At 66.4% G+C, this 16,789-nt stretch carries 15 protein-coding genes; 5 read left to right on the top strand and 10 right to left on the bottom strand.

Going from position 1 to position 16,789, the window contains the following annotated elements; all coding sequences use genetic code 11:
* The 3 genes from ACE3Q6_RS01835 to ACE3Q6_RS01825 all read right to left on the bottom strand — a co-directional run.
* Positions 1-579 (bottom strand): hypothetical protein (locus tag ACE3Q6_RS01835; RefSeq protein WP_374427276.1); only part of this gene is annotated, 579 nt, incomplete at its 3' end.
* 188 nt (positions 580-767) lie between these two features.
* Positions 768-2,177, bottom strand: a complete 1,410-nt coding sequence (gene glnA / locus ACE3Q6_RS01830) for a type I glutamate--ammonia ligase (protein ID WP_374427273.1) — start codon at positions 2,175-2,177, stop codon at positions 768-770.
* A gap of 50 nt (positions 2,178-2,227) precedes the next feature.
* Complete coding sequence (locus tag ACE3Q6_RS01825; protein WP_103255696.1) at positions 2,228-2,566, bottom strand: P-II family nitrogen regulator; 339 nt, start codon at positions 2,564-2,566, stop codon at positions 2,228-2,230.
* A 171-nt stretch (positions 2,567-2,737) separates the two neighbouring features.
* Here ACE3Q6_RS01825 and ACE3Q6_RS01820 point away from each other — a divergent pair, with 171 nt between their 5' ends.
* Positions 2,738-4,537, top strand: a complete 1,800-nt coding sequence (locus ACE3Q6_RS01820; protein ID WP_374427269.1) for an NAD(P)H-hydrate epimerase — start codon at positions 2,738-2,740, stop codon at positions 4,535-4,537.
* A gap of 87 nt (positions 4,538-4,624) precedes the next feature.
* Here ACE3Q6_RS01820 and ACE3Q6_RS01815 read toward each other — a convergent pair whose 3' ends face one another.
* A complete protein-coding gene (locus ACE3Q6_RS01815; RefSeq protein ID WP_294970423.1) occupies positions 4,625-5,056 on the bottom strand; it encodes an Lrp/AsnC family transcriptional regulator in 432 nt (143 codons plus the stop codon).
* Positions 5,057-5,272: 216 nt separating this feature from the next.
* On the opposite strand from ACE3Q6_RS01815, the gene ACE3Q6_RS01810 reads away from it, so the two are divergent.
* The 3 genes from ACE3Q6_RS01810 to aguB all read left to right on the top strand — a co-directional run bounded on the left by ACE3Q6_RS01810 (position 5,273) and on the right by aguB (position 8,551).
* Positions 5,273-6,418, top strand: a complete 1,146-nt coding sequence (locus tag ACE3Q6_RS01810) for a type III PLP-dependent enzyme (RefSeq protein WP_374427265.1) — start codon at positions 5,273-5,275, stop codon at positions 6,416-6,418.
* A 173-nt stretch (positions 6,419-6,591) separates the two neighbouring features.
* Complete coding sequence (locus ACE3Q6_RS01805) at positions 6,592-7,647, top strand: DUF2235 domain-containing protein (protein ID WP_374427637.1); 1,056 nt, start codon at positions 6,592-6,594, stop codon at positions 7,645-7,647.
* 31 nt (positions 7,648-7,678) lie between these two features.
* Entirely contained in the window at positions 7,679-8,551 is an 873-nt protein-coding gene (gene aguB, locus ACE3Q6_RS01800; RefSeq protein ID WP_374427263.1) for an N-carbamoylputrescine amidase, read from the top strand.
* A 52-nt stretch (positions 8,552-8,603) separates the two neighbouring features.
* On the opposite strand, the gene ACE3Q6_RS01795 is transcribed toward aguB, so the two are convergent.
* Positions 8,604-9,893, bottom strand: coding sequence for a citrate synthase (locus ACE3Q6_RS01795; RefSeq protein WP_374427260.1), 1,290 nt, complete (start codon positions 9,891-9,893; stop codon positions 8,604-8,606).
* A 93-nt stretch (positions 9,894-9,986) separates the two neighbouring features.
* Positions 9,987-11,390: a glutamate--tRNA ligase gene (gene gltX / locus ACE3Q6_RS01790; protein WP_374427257.1), complete on the bottom strand. Its 1,404-nt coding sequence runs from the start codon at positions 11,388-11,390 to the stop codon at positions 9,987-9,989.
* Positions 11,391-11,466: 76 nt separating this feature from the next.
* On the opposite strand from gltX, the gene ACE3Q6_RS01785 reads away from it, so the two are divergent.
* Positions 11,467-13,566 (top strand): ComEC/Rec2 family competence protein, encoded by a 2,100-nt coding sequence (locus ACE3Q6_RS01785; protein WP_374427252.1) that lies wholly within the window; start codon positions 11,467-11,469, stop codon positions 13,564-13,566.
* Here ACE3Q6_RS01785 and lexA read toward each other — a convergent pair.
* From lexA to trpC, 4 genes are all read right to left on the bottom strand, one after another.
* Positions 13,560-14,246, bottom strand: a complete 687-nt coding sequence (lexA, locus tag ACE3Q6_RS01780) for a transcriptional repressor LexA (RefSeq protein ID WP_374427248.1) — start codon at positions 14,244-14,246, stop codon at positions 13,560-13,562. The two genes, ACE3Q6_RS01785 and lexA, sit on opposite strands and share 7 nt — an antisense overlap.
* A gap of 78 nt (positions 14,247-14,324) precedes the next feature.
* Positions 14,325-15,494: a gephyrin-like molybdotransferase Glp gene (gene glp, locus ACE3Q6_RS01775; RefSeq protein WP_374427245.1), complete on the bottom strand. Its 1,170-nt coding sequence runs from the start codon at positions 15,492-15,494 to the stop codon at positions 14,325-14,327.
* Complete coding sequence (moaC, locus tag ACE3Q6_RS01770; protein ID WP_374427242.1) at positions 15,494-15,970, bottom strand: cyclic pyranopterin monophosphate synthase MoaC; 477 nt, start codon at positions 15,968-15,970, stop codon at positions 15,494-15,496. The genes glp and moaC overlap by 1 nt, the downstream gene beginning before the upstream one ends.
* The gene (trpC, locus tag ACE3Q6_RS01765; protein WP_374427239.1) at positions 15,967-16,779 is read right to left on the bottom strand and encodes an indole-3-glycerol phosphate synthase TrpC; all 813 of its coding nucleotides are present in this window, start codon (positions 16,777-16,779) and stop codon (positions 15,967-15,969) included. Before trpC ends, moaC begins: the two co-directional genes overlap by 4 nt.
* Between the last annotated feature and the right edge of the window lie 10 nt (positions 16,780-16,789).

Genomic DNA, 16,789 nt, shown 5'->3' with positions numbered 1-16,789 from the left:
CACCTGGATCGCGCCCTCGGTCACCGGGCCGGGCGGAGCAGGCGGCTGGTCGGCACTGATTGTCCGGACGGGCGACGGTCCCGTCGCAATCTCGTCGCGGATCGCGGCCAGCGGGTCATCCCCCGGCTGCAAAACCTTCGGCTCGGGCAGGACCACGGGGCCGACTTCACCGGCGGGCGGGGCGGGTTCGTCTATTGCGGGGGCGCCGGCTGGGGGCTGGCCCCAAAGATGCGGTTCGATCTCGGCCACCAGCGCATTGCCACGCTTCACGTCCGGGTCCGCCGTGGCACTGGCGTGGGAGAGGGTGGCGGCGAGGTTCTTCACCCAGGCCGCGACCCGAAGGTGCGAGGGGACGAAGCGCCCGGCCCGTCCCAGCTTGTCCGCCGGGATGCGCCCGCGCCCGTCGCGGACCGCTTCCGCCTGACGCCGCAGCTTCCGCGCGGCCCAGGCGTGGAGGGGTGCCAGCCCCTCGCGCGAGAGGTGCAGGCTCGCCCGCCCCAGCGCCCGGATGTCGAACGGGGGCCGCTGCCCGCCCGAGGCCCAGATCTCCGGGCGGTCCGCCCCCGGCTTCTTCCGCATGGGATCCCGCGCCATGACACTCCCGCACCTTGTTGCAACCGCAGGTTAGCGGGCGAAAACGTCCTTTCCAAGACGTGAATGTCCGTGGCCGGTTTGTCGTGATTTCAAAGGCTTGGCCCGGCTGTCCCGCGTGGACACGCAACGAAAAAGGGCGCCCGAAGGCGCCCTTTCCGTCACTGTCCCCGCCCTTAGCAGGAGTAGTACATCTGGTACTCGACCGGGTGGGGGGTGTGCTCGTAGGCATACACTTCCTCCCACTTCAGCGCCATGTAGGCCTCCAGCTGGTCGCGGTCGAACACGTCGCCGGCCAGGAGGAAGTCCATGTCCTTCTCCAGCTCTTCCAGGGCTTCCCGGAGCGAGCCGCAGACGGTCGGGATTTCCGCCAGTTCTTCCGGCGGCAGGTCGTAGAGGTCCTTGTCCGAAGCCGGGCCCGGGTCGATCTTGTTCTTGATGCCGTCCAGGCCGGCCATCAGAAGCGCCGCGAAAGCGAGGTAGGGGTTCGCCGACGGATCGGGGAAGCGGGCCTCGACACGCTTGGCCTTCGGCGATTCCGTCCACGGGATCCGGACGCAACCCGACCGGTTGCGGGCCGAATACGCGCGCAGGACCGGGGCCTCGAAGCCCGGGATCAGACGCTTGTACGAGTTGGTGCCGGGGTTCGTCAGCGCGTTCAGCGCCTTGGCGTGCTTCAGGATGCCGCCGATGAACCACAGGGCTTCCTGGCTGAGGTCGGCATACTTGTCACCCGCGAACAGCGGCTTGCCGTTCTTCCAGATCGACATGTTGACGTGCATCCCCGAGCCGTTGTCGCCCTTCATGGGCTTCGGCATGAAGGTCACGGTCTTGCCGTAGGCGTGGGCCACGTTGTGGATCACGTACTTGTACTTCTGGATGTTGTCGGCCTGCTCGACGAGCCCGCCGAAGATCATCCCGAGTTCATGCTGGCAGGTCGCCACTTCGTGGTGGTGCTTGTCGACCTTGATGCCCATCCGCTTCATCGTGGACAGCATCTCGCCGCGGATGTCCTGGGCTTCGTCGATCGGGTTGACCGGGAAGTAGCCGCCCTTGTGGCCCGCGCGGTGGCCGTAGTTGCCGCCCTCGGTCACGGTGTCGGTGTTCCAGGCAGCAGCCTCGGCGTCGATCTCGTAGGCCACCTTGCGGGGCGTCACGGAATAGCGGACGTCGTCGAAGATGAAGAATTCGGCCTCGGGGCCGAAGAAGGCCGCGTCACCGATGCCGGAGGATTTCAGGAAGGCCTCGGCCTTCTTCGCGATCTGGCGCGGGCAGCGGGCATAGGCTTCGTTGGTGTCCGGCTCGACCACGTCGCAATGCACGCACATGGTCTTTTCCGCGTAGAACGGGTCGATGTAGACCGACGCCGCATCCGGGATCAGCTTCATGTCGGACTGGTCGATCGACTTCCAGCCCGCGATCGACGAGCCGTCGAACATGAAGCCTTCTTCGAAGAAGTCCTCGTCCACCAGGTCGGCGACCAGCGTCACGTGCTGGAGCTTGCCCTTCGGGTCGGTAAAGCGGATGTCGACGTATTCGACTTCCTCGTCCTTCATCAGTTGCAGAGCCTTGGCAACGGCGCTCATCTGACAGCCTTTCGGTTTGGGGTTGATGGTTTCAGGCTTGTGGGCCCGGTTCAGACAGCATCGTCGCCGGTTTCGCCGGTGCGGATGCGGATGGCTTGTTCCACGGGGGTGACGAAGATCTTGCCGTCGCCAATCTTGTCGGTGCGCGCGGCGGCGATGATCGCCTGGACGGCGGTGTCGACCATGTCGTCGGTCAGGACGACCTCGATCTTCACCTTGGGCAGGAAGTCCACGACATATTCGGCGCCGCGATAGAGTTCCGTGTGGCCCTTCTGCCGCCCGAAGCCCTTGACCTCGGTCACCGAAAGACCCTGGATCCCGGCCTCCTGAAGCGCCTCTTTCACCTCGTCAAGCTTGAAGGGCTTGATGATCGCTTCGACTTTCTTCATTGGGCCGACTCCCCCCGGTTCCGTCTTCGCCCCTCACACCACTTCCCCGCGGGGGGGACAATGTGACAGGGTTTCCTTCTGGGCGATGTCCGGGGGATTCCTCGGGCACTGCTTAAAATTTGTGCATTGCGCCTGTTGTGTGGGCGGTTTGAAAACTGTGGTGGCCGAAGAATGATCGAACTCCTGACCTCCGCGCAGATGCGAGCCATCGAACAGGCGGCGATTGCCAGTGGCGAGGTCACGGGCCTGGAGCTGATGGAAAGGGCGGGGCGCGGAGTGGTGGAGGCGATCTTCGAGGAATGGCCGGAGCTGCGCGCGACCTCGTACCGAGCAGTAGTCCTCTGCGGGCCGGGCAACAACGGCGGCGACGGGTTCGTCGTGGCGAGGCTGTTGAAGGAGTGGGGGTGGGAGGTGGAGATCATCCTTCATGGTGATCCGTCGCGGCTGCCTCCGAGCGCAGAGATCAGTTTTCGACGGTGGATTGAGGTGGGCGGTGACGTCCATGATATGGGTTACACCGTCCACGACTTAACCTTGCGCGAGCTTGCTGAACGGCGCGACTACTGGGGGTATCGCGGCGCTCAACCCGTGAAGCTTTATGTCGATGCGCTGTTCGGGATTGGACTTGATCGAGCAATCGATCCGATGCCTGCCGAAAGCTTTCTAGATACCCTGAGCGCCCACGCAGCGGGTGCAGAAAGCTGGAATGACGGAAGCTACAAGGTTGTCTCCATTGATGTTCCAAGTGGTTTGTGCAGCAACAGCGGCAAGACCTTTGGTGGCGGTGTTTGCAAGGCAGACCTGACGGTCGCGCTCGGCGCCTTGAAACTCGGGCACTTTCTTGCGCAGGGGAGCTATTTCTGCGGGAAGATAGCGCTCAAGGGCCTCGGTCTGGAAAGCTACCGAACAAAAACCCGCCGAAGCCAAAGGTTGCGCTCTGCTGACCAGGTTGCGCTGTTGACCGGTGATCACTGCACCGCGCTTGGGCCAATCACACAGCAGTTGGAAGTAACCAAGCACATTCATCTCAACAAATACTCCCACGGCCACGCCCTCATCCTCTCCGGCCCCTCCGGTCGCGGCGGGGCGGCTCGGCTGGCGGCGCGGGGGGCCTTGCGGATCGGGGCAGGGGTGGTGACGGTGGGCTGTCCATTGGACGCGATCCCCGAACACGCCGCGCGGCTGGACGCGGTGATGCTGCGGGGGGTGGCGGATGGGCTGGCGCTGGAGGAGGCGCTGGGGGATGGGCGGATCAATGCGCTGTGCGTGGGGCCGGGGTTGGGGCTCGATGCGCGGGGGCGGGAGGTGGTAGGTGTGGCGCTTGGTGTTCCGGCCGGGAGCCCCCCACCCCCATCCCCTCCCCACGCGGGGGAGGGGGGCCGCAAGGGTCAGCCGTTCCGCGTCGGGGGTGCGGACGAAGCGCTTCCCCTCCCCCGCGTGGGGAGGGGAGAGGGGAGGGGGGCCACGCGCACCTTGGTCCTCGACGCCGACGCCCTGACCATCCTGTCGCAAAACCCCGACCTCTTCGCTGCCCTGCACAAAGGATGCGTCCTCACCCCCCATGCCGGGGAGTTTGCCCGCCTTTTCCCCGACATCGCCGAGAAGCTCGCGGCCCCCGCCACCAGAGGCCCCGCCTATTCCAAGGTCGACGCCACGCGCGAGGCCGCGAGGCGGGCGGGCTGCGTGGTCCTGTACAAGGGCCCCGACACGGTGATCGCCGACCCCTCGGGTCGCGCTGCGATCAACTCGGCCCACTACGACCGGGCGGCGCCGTGGCTGGCCACCGCAGGGTCCGGGGATGTGCTGGCGGGGTTCATCACCGGCCTTCTGGCGCGAGGGTTTTCACCCTTCGACGCCGCCTGCACCGGGGCTTGGCTGCATGTGGAATGTGCTTTGTCCTTCGGGTCCGGGCTGATTGCCGAGGACTTGCCGGAGGAGTTGCCAAAGGTGTTCCGGGCGTTGGGAGTTTAGGGGCGGCGGAATGGTGCGCCATGAATGCGCACCCTACGCACGGCCCGTAGGGTGCGCATTCATGGCGCACCCACGATCACACCCCCGTCAGACCGCCCGGTCGATCTTGGTCGAGAGGTGAATCAGGCTCTCCGACGCCCGCACCCCGGTCATCGCGCCGATCTGGTCCAGCACCGAATCAAGGACCTGGGTGTTTGGGCAGGCGACCTGGACCAGGAAGTCGAAGCGGCCGGAGGTGGTGAAGACCCGCTCGATCTCGGCAATCGACCGGAGTCGCGCCAGGACGGCGGCCTGGGAGCGGGGTTCGATGGTCAGGAGCACCGAGGCCCGCAGCCGCCCCTCCCGCGCCGCTTCGCCCAGTTTCAGCGTGTAGCCCGCGATGACGCCCGAGGTCTCCAGCCGCTCCAGCCGGGCCTGGATCGTCGACCGGGCGACCTTCAGCCGGCGGGACAGAGTGGCTACCGAAACCCGCGCGTCGGCGGAGAGGAGCCCAATGATGTTGCGATCCAGTTCGTCCATGCAATCTGCCGTCCTTTTTCGTCATTATAACGACGAAACCGCGCATTTATATAGTTTTGTTCGGTGAGTTTGTAACCCATATGCGGCATCCTCGATTGCAGGAAAAGGGCGGCTCATACGCACCTGGCCTGGTTCACTTGAAACCACGCTGGTGCCCAGACCCAAAGCTGCAACGGGGAAGGGCGTAGCGTCTTGTTGGCAAAGGGAAATACGCCGATGGGACTCTCCAAGACAATCTGGACCAACCCCACTGATTTTCTGAAGAAAGAGCAGCCGGAAAACCCGGTCCTATTCTTCGCGCCCTCGGCCGCCCAGGCCGCCGCGCGCCGGTTCATCGACGGCTTCCCGGGTCTCGTGACCTATGCCGTCAAGTCGAACCCCGGCGAGGCGATGGTGGAGAACCTGGCCGCAGCGGGCGTGCGCGGTTTCGACTGCGCCTCGCCCTTCGAGATCGACCTGATCCGCCGCTTGGCCCCCGATGCGGCGATCCACTACAACAACCCGGTCCGCGCGCGGCACGAGATTGCCTATGCGGTCGAGCGGGGCGTGAAGTCCTACAGCGTCGATTCGAAGTCCGAGCTGGCCAAGTTGATCGAGATGGTCCCGGTTCAGGGCACCGAGATCTCTGTCCGCTTCAAGCTGCCGGTCGCGGGGGCCGCCTACAACTTCGGCGCCAAGTTCGGCGCGACGGTGGAACTGGCGACCGAGCTTCTGAAGACCGTGGCCGAGGCGGGCTATATCCCCTCGATCACCTTCCACCCGGGCACCCAGTGCACCGACCCGCATGCGTGGGAGGCCTATATCCGCGAGGCGGCGAACATCGCCAAGGGCGCGGGCGTCAAGATCGCGCGGCTGAACGTGGGTGGCGGGTTCCCGAACCACCGTCTGCAGGCCGTGGTGCCGCAGCTCGAGGCGACCTTCGAGCTGATCGACCGCGTGACGACCGAGGCCTTCGGTGCCGACCGTCCGGCCCTCATCTGCGAACCGGGCCGTGCCCTTTGCGGTGACGCCTTCGCGCTGGCCGCCCGGGTCAAGGCGCTGCGCGACGGGAGCCACGTGTTCCTGAACGACGGGGTCTATGGCTCGCTTACCGAACTGCCGATGATCGGCGTGATTGACCGGATCGAGGTGCTTGCCCCCACGGGTGAAAAGCGCACCGGCGAGGCGCAGCCGCGCATCGTCTTCGGCCCGACCTGCGACTCGGTCGACCGGCTGCCGGGGGAAATTCCGCTGCCGTCCGACCTTCAGGAAGGCGATTTCGTGATCTGGCAGGGGATGGGGTCCTACTCCACCGTCACCAACACCCGCTTCAACGGTTTTGGTGAACTCCAGATGGCAACGGTCCTGAGCCTGAAGCTCTGACTGTCTGAAATCCCTCGTGAAATCCTGACGCCCGGCTGGACATGTTCCGCCGGGCGTTTAGCATTGCGGGCAAGGGAACCTTAACCCGCGCCGCGCGATGATGTGTCAGCGCCTTGAAAGGGAGATTCGCCACGCGCCTCCTTGACCGCCTTCGCAGCTTCTTCCGCCGTACGGTGGAGCCCGAGGTCGAGCCGGCCCCCGCGCCGGAAGCGGGCCGTGTGCGGGGGGTGGTCGATCATGTGATCATCCTCGATGGCACGATGTCCAGCCTCGACCCCGGGCAGGAGAGCAACGCCGGGCTGATCTTCCAGCTGCTGAAGGAGATGGGGCCGCGCGCGAACCGGAGGCTTTATTACGAGCCGGGGATGCAATGGGAAGGCTGGCTGCGGGGAATCGCGATCCTGGAGGGCCGCGGGACCGCACCGCAGATCCAGCGCGCCTACGGCTGGCTCGCCTCGGGCTACCGCGAGGGCGACCGGATCTTCCTTCTGGGCTATTCCCGGGGGGCCTATGCGGTGCGGTCGCTGGCGGGCGTGATCGACCGGGTCGGGCTTCTGCGCCGTGAACATGCCACGGAACGGGCGGTCCGGCTGGCTTGGCGACATTATGAGCGGGCGGCGGAAAGCGAAGCGGGCAAAGCCTTTACCCGGCGCTTCTGCCATGCGGAGGCCCCCATCGAGATGGTGGGCGTCTTCGACACGGTGAAGGCGCTGGGTCTGCGGCTGCCCTTCTTCTGGATGTTCGCCACCGACCGGCACGGGTTCCACAACCACCAGCTTGGGGCTCAGGTCCGACACGGCTATCACGCGCTGGCGCTGGACGAGACGCGCGAGGCTTTTGCGCCGGTGCTGTGGGACTGCCCTGAAGGATGGGAGGGCAACGTCGAGCAGGTCTGGTTCCGCGGGGCGCATGGCGACATCGGCGGGCAGCTTGGCAATTTCGACGCGGCGCGGCCCTTGGCGAACATCCCGCTGGTCTGGTTGCTGGACCGCGCCGAGGCGCTGGGCCTCACTTTGCCCGAGGGCTGGCGCACGCGCTATCCCTGTGACGCCAGCGCGCCGATGGTCGGGACCTGGCGCAGCTGGGGCAAGTGGTTCCTGATGCGGCGGAAGCGCGTCGTGGGCCGCGACCGGTCCGAGCGGTTGCACCCGACGGCGGTGGCGGCTGCGGGCGGGCGCTGGCCTCAACCCGTCGGAATCGGGCTACACGCCGCCCCGCCGGAGACTTAGGGTTGGAGCCGAACCAGCCTGAGGCCTACCCATGAGACCCATCACCGTCGCCGCCACCCAGTTCGCCTGCACCTGGGATCTTCCGAAGAACGCTGACCGCGCCGAGGCGCTGGTGCGGCAGGCGGCGGGGCAGGGTGCACAGGTCGTGCTGATTCAGGAGCTCTTCGCGGCGCCCTATTTCTGCATCGAAGAGCATCCGAAGTATTTCGACCTCGCCCAGCCCATCGACGGCCACCCGCTGGTCTCCCGCTTTGCGGCGCTGGCGAAGGAGCTGGGCGTGGTGATCCCGGTCAGCGTCTTCGAGCGCGCCGGGCAGGCCTTCTTCAACTCCGTCGCGATGGTCGACGCGGATGGGCGCGTCCTGGGAGTCTACCGGAAAAGCCATATTCCCCAAGGGCCTGGCTATGAGGAGAAGTACTATTTCTCGCCCGGCGATACCGGGTTCAGGGTCTGGGACACGGCTTACGGCCGCATCGGCGTCGGCATCTGCTGGGACCAGTGGTTCCCGGAATGCGCGCGGTCGATGGCGCTTCAGGGGGCCGAGGTGCTGATGTATCCGACGGCCATCGGCTCGGAACCCCCCGCGCCGGGCTATGACAGCCAGCCGCATTGGGAGATGGTCCAGCGCGGCCATGCGGCGGCGAACATCATGCCGGTGGTCGCCTCGAACCGGATCGGGACCGAGGTGGCGCCCGACGGGCGGGAGGTGACGTTCTACGGGTCCAGCTTCATCGCCGACCATGCCGGGCAGCTGGTCGCCAAGGCGGATCGGCAGGCCGAGGGCGTGGTGGTCCACCAGTTCGACCTCGACGCCATCGCGGCCCTGCGCGCCAGTTGGGGCCTCTTCCGCGACCGGCGGCCGGGGCTTTACCGGCCAGTGGGGACCCTGGACGGGACGGTCTAGGCCAAGCAAAAGGCCGCCCGAGGGCGGCCTTTTCATTCTCGCGCGACGTGCCTTAGCGGTGGCGCAGGTCGACGTAGTCGCGCTGCGCCGGGCCGATGTAGAGCTGGCGCGGGCGGCCGATCTTCTGGTTCTTGTCGGCGATCATCTCTTTCCACTGGCTGATCCAGCCCACCGTCCGGCTGATCGCGAAGATCGGCGTGAACATCGAGGTGGGGAAGCCCATCGCTTCCAGGATGATGCCCGAATAGAAGTCGACATTCGGGTAAAGCTTCTTCGAGACGAAGTATTCGTCTTCCAGCGCGATGCGCTCCAGCTCCTTGGCGACCTGGAGCAGCGGGTTGTTCTCGACCCCGAGAAGACCCAGCACCTCGTCCGCCGATTCCTTCATCACCTTCGCGCGCGGGTCGAAGTTCTTGTAGACCCGGTGGCCGAAGCCCATCAGGCGGAAGCCCGAATTCTTGTCCTTGGCCTTGGCGATGTATTCCGGGATGCGGTCGACGGTGCCGATTTCCTTCAGCATTTCCAGGCAGGCCTGGTTCGCCCCGCCATGCGCAGGCCCCCAAAGGCAGGCGATGCCGGCGGCGATGCAGGCGAAGGGGTTGGCGCCCGAGGACCCGGCCAGACGCACTGTCGAGGTCGAAGCGTTCTGCTCGTGGTCGGCATGGAGCATCATGATGCGGTCCATCGCCTTTTCCAGGATCGGGTTGACCACATAATCCTCGGCCGGGACGGCGAAGCACATGTGGAGGAAGTTCCCCGCGTAGCTCAGCGCATTCTTCGGATAGACGAAGGGCTGGCCCACCGAATACTTGTAGGCCATCGCCGCGATGGTCGGCAGCTTCGCGATCATGCGGATCGCCGCGACCTCGCGCTGCCAGGGGTCGTTGATGTCGGTCGAATCGTGGTAGAAGGCGGCCATTGCGCCGACCACGCCCACCATCGTCGCCATCGGATGCGCGTCGCGCCGGAAGCCGCGGAAGAAATAGTGCATCTGTTCATGCACCATCGTGTGCTTGGTCACCCGGCTGGTGAAGTCGGCCAGTTGCGCCGCATTCGGCAGTTCGCCGTAGAGAAGCAGGTAGCATACCTCAAGATGCGTCGACTTTTCCGCAAGCTGTTCAATGGGATAGCCGCGATACAGAAGCTCGCCCTTGTCGCCGTCGATATAGGTGATCGCGCTTTCGCAAGCCGCGGTCGAGGTGAAGCCCGGGTCATAGGTGAAGACGTCCGCCTCGCCATAGAGCTTGCGGATGTCCAGCACATCGGGGCCGAGAGTGGGTTTGTGGACGGGAAGGTCGTAGGTGTTCCCGTTCAGTGAAAGCTTGGCGACGTTGTCCGACATGGTTCTCCCCGGTCATGGCGGTCGTCCCTGGCAGGGGCGGCCATTGGCTATCCTGCACCCCGGCTGGGGTGGGTTCAAGGCCGGGGGCGCGGCTTACGCTGCGGCGTCCGACAGCCTGGCAACGGTTTCTTCCCGACCGATGGTTAGCATCATGTCGTAAACCGAAGGTGTAACAGTCCGGCCCGCAATCGCGGCCCTGAGGGGGGCTGCCAGCTTGCCGAACCCGATGCCGTTTTCCGCGGCGATCTCGTTCAGGATGGGCTCCAGCGCCTCCTTGGTCCAGCTAGCATTTTGCAGGCGCGGCGTCAACGATTTCAGTATACCACGGGATACCGTATCCAGCGCCTCGGCGGCCTTGGCATCCGGCTGGATCGGGCGGTCGATCAGCAGAAATGCCGCCTTTTCCATGAGTTCCGGGAAAGTCTTCGCAGATTTCTTGAGGAAGGGCAGCGCGCTCTGCATCCGCGCACGCTGCGTGTCCGTCAGCGCAGGACGCCCGGCCGAGGCGAGGTAGGCCTCCAGTTCATGCAGCAGCGCAGCATCCTCGGCCATGGCCATGTGGTGGCCGCAGGTGTTCTCAAGCTTCTTGAAGTCCAGCCGCGCCGGGGCCCGTCCGATTCCCGAAAGGTCGAACATCTTCATTGCTTCTTCGGAGGTGAAGATCTCTGCATCGCCATGCGCCCAACCGAGGCGGGTCAGGTAGTTGCGCATCCCTGCCGCCGGGTAGCCCATCGCCTGGTATTCCTCGACCCCCGTCGCGCCGTGGCGTTTCGACAGCTTCTTGCCGTCCGGCCCGTGGATCAGCGGGATGTGCGCCCAGACCGGCACCGTCCAGCCCATCGCGTCGTAGACCATCTGCTGGCGCGCGGCGTTGTTCAGGTGGTCGTCGCCCCGGATCACATGGGTCACGCCCATGTCATGGTCATCCACCACCACGGCCAGCATGTAGACCGGCGTGCCGTCGGACCGCAGGACGATCATGTCATCCAGCGTCTCGTTCTTGATCACCACGCGGCCCTGGACCTGGTCCTCGATCACCGTCTCGCCGGTGCGCGGGGCCTTCATCCGGATGGCATAGGGGGCGTCGGGGTAGGTCGAGGGATCGGCATCGCGCCAGGGGCTTTGGAAGACGGCGTAGCTTGCCCCCTCCGCCTCGCGCGCGGCGCGGTAAGCTTCGATTTCCTCCTTGGTGGAGAAGCACTTGTAGGCCGTTCCTCGCGCGAGCATCTCGCGCGCCACCTCGGCATGGCGGTCGCGGCGTTCGAACTGGCTGACGACATCCCCGTCCCAGTCGAGGCCCAGCCAGGTGAGGCCGCGCAGGATGGCGGCGGTGGCCTCTGGAGTCGATCGCTCGCGGTCGGTGTCCTCGATCCGCAGGAGGAACTTGCCCCCGCGCCCGCGTGCGTAAAGCCAGTTGAAGAGCGCCGTCCGACCTCCGCCGATGTGCAGATAGCCGGTCGGCGATGGCGCGAAGCGGGTGACGACGGGTGCGGACATCGGGCGTTAACCTTTCGGAAACCATGCGAGGCATAGGATTCCCGCGGGTTTAGGCAATCGCGGGGTGGGAAACAAGGTGGCCGTGCTACAGGTCCTGCGGGTGCCGCTTCTGGCGCTGCAGACGGCGCGGGGGATGCTGTTCTCCTGGATCGCCGTGCTGATTGCCTGCGGCATCGGGGTCTGGTTCTCGGTCACAGTCGAACCGGGGCCGGGCAGCTATTCGCTGGCCGCACTGCTTCTGGTGGCGGGGCTGGGGGTAGCGTGGAAGTCCGATCTGGCGCGGCCTTTCGGCCTTGCCGTTGCAGCGCTTGCGGCGGGGTGGATCGCCGCCGGGATCCGCGCGCATTCGATTGACGCGCCCATGCTGGGCTTCCGCTACTACGGCCCGGTCGAGGGGCGGATCGTCGAGATCGACCGCTCGCAATCCGATGCGCTGCGGCTGACGCTGGACCGGGTGGTGCTGCAGGAGGTATCCCCGGACCGGACGCCTGCCCGGGTGCGGGTGTCGCTTCAGGGGGAGCAGGAGTGGCTGACCCCGACGCCGGGCCAGGTGGTGATCCTGACCGCGAACCTTGCGGCCCCCGACGGTCCGGTGGAGCCCGGGGCCTTCGACTTCCGCCGCATGGCCTTTTTCGACCAGTTGGGCGCGGTGGGTTACACCCGAACCCCCGTTCTGTTGCTGGAGGAACCGACGGGCGGCGCCCTGCCCATCGACCGGCTGCGGACCTGGCTGACGCTGGGGATGTTGCAGCATATGGAGGGGCAGCCGGGCGCCTTCGCGGCAGGGGCGATGACGGGCGACCGGTCGGCCATCACCGAGGACACGGTGCAGGCCTTGCGGGATTCCTCGCTCGCGCACCTTCTGGCGATCTCGGGGATGAACATGGCCTTCCTCGTGGGTTTCGTCTTCGCGCTTTTCCGCTACGGGCTGGCGCTGATCCCTTACGTGGCGCTGCGTGTGAACACGAAGAAGGTCGCCGCGGTCATCAGCCTTGGGGTCGCGCTGTTCTACTTGCTGCTGTCGGGCATGAATGTCGCGACCGAGCGGGCCTTCATCATGATCGCCGTGATGCTTGGGGCCGTGCTTCTGGACCGTCGCGCGATGACCCTGCGCTCGGTGGCGGTTGCCGCGATGATCATTCTGCTTCTGAAGCCTGAAAGCCTGCTGGAGCCCGGGTTCCAGATGTCCTTCGCGGCCACCATCGCGCTGATCGTGGGCTTCGCGGCGCTGGACGGCAGCATCTACCGCGAGCGGGTGCCGCGCTGGCTGATGCCGGTCTTCACGCTGGTCGTGTCGTCGCTCATCGGGGGCCTTTCGACCGCCCCTTATGCGGCGGCGCATTTCAACCGGTTCACCGATTACGGGCTTCTGGCCAACGTGCTGACCGTGCCGGTCATGGGGGCGGTGATCATGCCCGCCGGCGCGGTGGCGGCGCTGCTTGCGCCCCTCGGCCTGGCCTGGATCCCCCTATGGTTCATGGAGCAGGGCGCGCGCTGGATCCTGTTCATCGCGCATGAGATTTCCGCGTGGGAGGGCTCGGTCACCGCCATACCCGCGCCGGGGCCCTGGGTGATTCCGCTGTTCACGCTGGGGACGATCTGGCTGATCCTGTGGCGCGGTCGGGTGCAGGTCCTGGGATTGATGCCGATGCTGGCGGCCTTCGTGCTGTGGTGGGGGGCCGAGCGGCCCTTGCTTCTGGTCTCGGGCGATGGGCGGTTGCTGGGCCTGGCGAGCGAGGCGGGCCGCGTCCTTTCGGCGCCGAAGGGCGGGGGGTTTGCGGCTGAGAACTGGCTGCAGAACGACGGCGACCTTGCGCTGCAGGCAGAAGCTGCAACGCGCCCCGGCTTCGACGGGCCGAAGAGCGAGCGCTGGTTCGACCTGGCGGGCCTTCGGGCCGTGGCGCTCTCAGGCAAGGGCGCGGCGGCGAAACTGGCCGAGGTCTGCCCCCGCGCCGACCTGGTGATCCTTGCGGCCGAGGTCGAGGCCGCGCCGCAGGGCTGCGCGCTCATCGACCAGACCCTCTTGCGCCAGACCGGGCCGCTTGCCGTCTGGCGCGAGGGTGAGGGGCTGAGGTTCCAGAAGACGAAGGGGGCGGACCGGCTGTGGTCGCCCCCGTCGCAGGATGTCGTGCTGCCGGACCTGAACCGGAAGGCGCTGGAGTTGGCCCGTCAGTAGCTGCGGATCAGCCCTACCAGGCGGCCCTGCACCTTGACCAGATGGTCGGGGAAAACCCGCGTCTCATAGGCCGGGTTTGCCGCTTCCAGTGCGATCATGTTGCCGCGGCGGCGGTAGCGTTTCAGCGTCGCCTCATGGTCTTCGACCAGGGCCACGACGATGTCGCCGTTCTCGGCCGAGCTCTGTTCCCGGATCACCACGATGTCGCCATCGTTGATCCCGGCCTCGATCATGGAATCGCCTTTGACCTCAAGGGCATAGTGCTGGCCCTTGCCCGAAAGCATCGACCCCGGGACGGCGACGTGGTGCGAGACTTCCGAGATCGCCTCGATCGGGACACCGGCGGCGATGCGGCCCATCACGGGCAGTTCCATCGCGTGGACGGTCGACACCGGCATGGCCCCGCGCGGAGGATCCACCTTGTCGCCCGCGATCACCTTTGGGGTGAAACCGGGCTTCTCCATCGCTTCGGGAAGCTTCACGATCTCCAGTGCGCGGGCGCGGTGGGCGAGGCGGCGGATGAAGCCGCGTTCCTCCAGTGCCGTGATCAGGCGGTGGATCCCCGACTTCGACCGCAGGTCCAGCGCATCCTTCATCTCGTCGAACGAGGGCGGCACCCCGTAGCGGTCCATCCGGGTCTTGATGAAGTCCAGAAGTTCCAACTGCTTGCGTGTCAGCACGGGGTTACTCCCACATCATGCGTTTGCATAATGTTCTGCCCATGTTCCTGCTTTGTGTCAAGAAATATCCACAGGGGCCTAGAGCGGCAGGTAGTCGACCGTGTCCCCGGCGCGACAGGCGGGGGCGTCGATGGGGCGGATCAGCAGCGCATCGGCCTGGCCGAGGATCGACAGAAGCGCCGAGTCCTGCCGGTCGAAGGGGGCGATCTCGGGCAGGCCGTCGGTCTGGGTGAGCCGCGCCCGCATGTAATGCGCGCGAGGGCCGTTGGGGGGGAGGTCGGTGGTGAGGCGGGCCTTGCGCGGCTTTGGAAGCGGCGCGGGGTCGCCAAGCATGGCGCGGACCATCGGCAAGAGGAAGAGGTGCCCGCAGACGATGGCGCTGACCGGGTTGCCTGGCAGGCCGAGCATCGGCACGCCGTTCAGCCGGCCCGCCATCAGGGGCTTGCCGGGGCGCAGCGCCAGTTTCCAGAAACTGTGCTCCAGCCCCGCGACCTTGCCCACCAGGTCGTGGTCGCCCACCGACGCGCCGCCGATTGTGACGATCAGGTCGGCGCCTTCGGCGAGGCCGAGAACGGTCAGAAGCTCCGCCTCGTTGTCCCGCGCGATGGGGAGGAGTCGAACATGGCCGCCCGCGCCCTCAATCATGGCCTTCAGGGCAAAGCTGTTCGAGGCGATGATCTGGTCGGGGCGGGGGTCTTCGCCCGGCATCACCAGCTCGTCCCCCGTGGCGATGATCGCGATGACGGGCTTCCGCGTGGCCTGCACCTCGGGGATGTTCATCGCGGCGAGAAGCGCTAGGTCATTCGGGCGCAGGCGGCGCGGAGACAGGCTGTCGCCCTTGCGGAAATCCTGGCCGAGCGGGCGGATATGGGTGCCTGCGTCGAGGCCGTCCTTCAGGGTGATGCGGTCGTCCTCGCGCGCGACGTCCTCCTGGATGATGACCCGCGTGGCCCCTTCAGGCACCGGGGCGCCGGTGAAGATGCGGACGGCCAGGCCGGGGCTGACCTGGCCGTCGAAGGCATGGCCCGCGCCGGCTTCGCCGATCACTTGGAAAGTGTCGCCGGGTCCTGGGTTGCCCTGCACCGCATAGCCGTCCATCGCCGAGGCCGGAAAGGGCGGCTGGTCGCGCGTCGCCACGGCAGGGACCGACATCCAGCGGCCAGCGGCTTGCGCCAGGGGCACGGTTTCCGACGGCAAGGGCGCGACAAGGGCCAGGCAGCGGGTCAGCGCCTCTTCAACCGAAATCATCACTCCGCCTCGTAACGGCCTGATTTCCCGCCGTCTTTCAGGATCAGCCGGATGCCGTCGATCACCATCGACTTCTCCACCGCCTTGACCATGTCATAGACGGTCAACGCGGCAACCGAGACGGCCGTCAGCGCCTCCATCTCGACCCCCGTCTGGCCGGATGTCTTGACGGTGGCCTCGATCCGCACACCCGGCAGGTAGGGGTCGGCCGTCAGCTCCAGCGCGACCTTGGTGATCGGCAGGGGATGACACAGCGGGATCAGGTCCGAGGTCTTCTTGGCCGCCATTATCCCGGCCAGCCGCGCGACGGAGAGGACATCGCCCTTCTTGGCCCGGCCCTCGGTGATCAGTGCCAGCGTCTCGGCAGTCATTCGGACGGCGCCCACGGCCACGGCTACCCTGTCGGTGACGGGCTTCGATGAGACGTCGACCATATGGGCCTGGCCGCGCTCGTCGAAATGGGAAAGCCCGCTCACAGCCCGCCCTGCGCAGTCAGGGGTTTCGCCAGGATCGCCCGCGTCGCGGCGGTGACGTCCGCCTGCCGCATCAGGCTTTCGCCGATCAGGAAGCAGCGCGCGCCGTATTGGGCGAGGTCGGCGAGGTCGTCGGGCGTGTAGAGGCCGCTTTCGGCGACGATGGTACGGTCCTCCGGCACCCGTCGCGCCAGTCTGCGCGTGGTGTCCAAAGTCAGCTCGAAGGTGTGCAGGTTGCGGTTGTTGATTCCGATCAGCGGGGATTTCAGAAGCGCCGCGCGGTCGAGTTCGGCCTCGTCATGGACCTCGATCAGCACGTCCATGCCCCAGTCCATTGCGGCGGCCTCCAGTTCGGCGGCCTGTGTGTCCTCGAGTGAGGCCATGATGAGGAGGATGCAGTCGGCATTCAGGGCGCGCGATTGAGCGACCTGGTAGGGGTCGTAGAGAAAATCCTTGCGCAGGCAAGGGAGCGAGACGGCGTCGTGGGCGGCCACGAGGTATTCGCCCGCGCCCTGGAAGCTTGGCCCGTCGGTCAGGACGGAAAGACAGGTGGCGCCGCCGGCTTCATAGGCCTTGGCGAGCGCCGGCGGGTCGAAGTCGGCGCGGATCAACCCCTTGGAGGGGCTTGCCTTCTTGATCTCGGCGATCAGGCCGTAGCCGGTCAGCGTCGCGTCCTTCAGCGCCCGGGCAAAGCCGCGGGGCGGGGCGGCGGACCTGGCGGCGGCTTCCAGCTCGGCCAGCGGAACGGCGGCCTTGGCCGCGGCCACTTCCTCCAGCTTGTAGGCCTTGATGCGGTCGAGGATCGTGCTCATCGGCGGTCTT

This window comes from Tabrizicola sp. (assembly GCF_041913445.1).
Classification (GTDB): domain Bacteria; phylum Pseudomonadota; class Alphaproteobacteria; order Rhodobacterales; family Rhodobacteraceae; genus Tabrizicola.
The sequence above is the reverse complement of the archived record's forward strand: the minus strand, read 5'-3'. Positions and strand labels throughout refer to the sequence as shown.

What these genes read in the sequence shown, in the direction of transcription:
- ACE3Q6_RS01815 (WP_294970423.1), bottom strand. Translation starts at nt 5,056, where the DNA reads ATGGACGAACTGGATCGCAACATCATTGGGCTCCTCTCCGCCGACGCG.
- ACE3Q6_RS01795 (WP_374427260.1), bottom strand. Translation starts at nt 9,893, where the DNA reads ATGTCGGACAACGTCGCCAAGCTTTCACTGAACGGGAACACCTACGAC.
- ACE3Q6_RS01810 (WP_374427265.1), top strand. Translation starts at nt 5,273, where the DNA reads ATGGGACTCTCCAAGACAATCTGGACCAACCCCACTGATTTTCTGAAG.
- ACE3Q6_RS01820 (WP_374427269.1), top strand. Translation starts at nt 2,738, where the DNA reads ATGATCGAACTCCTGACCTCCGCGCAGATGCGAGCCATCGAACAGGCG.
- glnA (WP_374427273.1), bottom strand. Translation starts at nt 2,177, where the DNA reads ATGAGCGCCGTTGCCAAGGCTCTGCAACTGATGAAGGACGAGGAAGTC.
- aguB (WP_374427263.1), top strand. Translation starts at nt 7,679, where the DNA reads ATGAGACCCATCACCGTCGCCGCCACCCAGTTCGCCTGCACCTGGGAT.
- glp (WP_374427245.1), bottom strand. Translation starts at nt 15,494, where the DNA reads ATGATTTCGGTTGAAGAGGCGCTGACCCGCTGCCTGGCCCTTGTCGCG.
- trpC (WP_374427239.1), bottom strand. Translation starts at nt 16,779, where the DNA reads ATGAGCACGATCCTCGACCGCATCAAGGCCTACAAGCTGGAGGAAGTG.
- ACE3Q6_RS01825 (WP_103255696.1), bottom strand. Translation starts at nt 2,566, where the DNA reads ATGAAGAAAGTCGAAGCGATCATCAAGCCCTTCAAGCTTGACGAGGTG.
- gltX (WP_374427257.1), bottom strand. Translation starts at nt 11,390, where the DNA reads ATGTCCGCACCCGTCGTCACCCGCTTCGCGCCATCGCCGACCGGCTAT.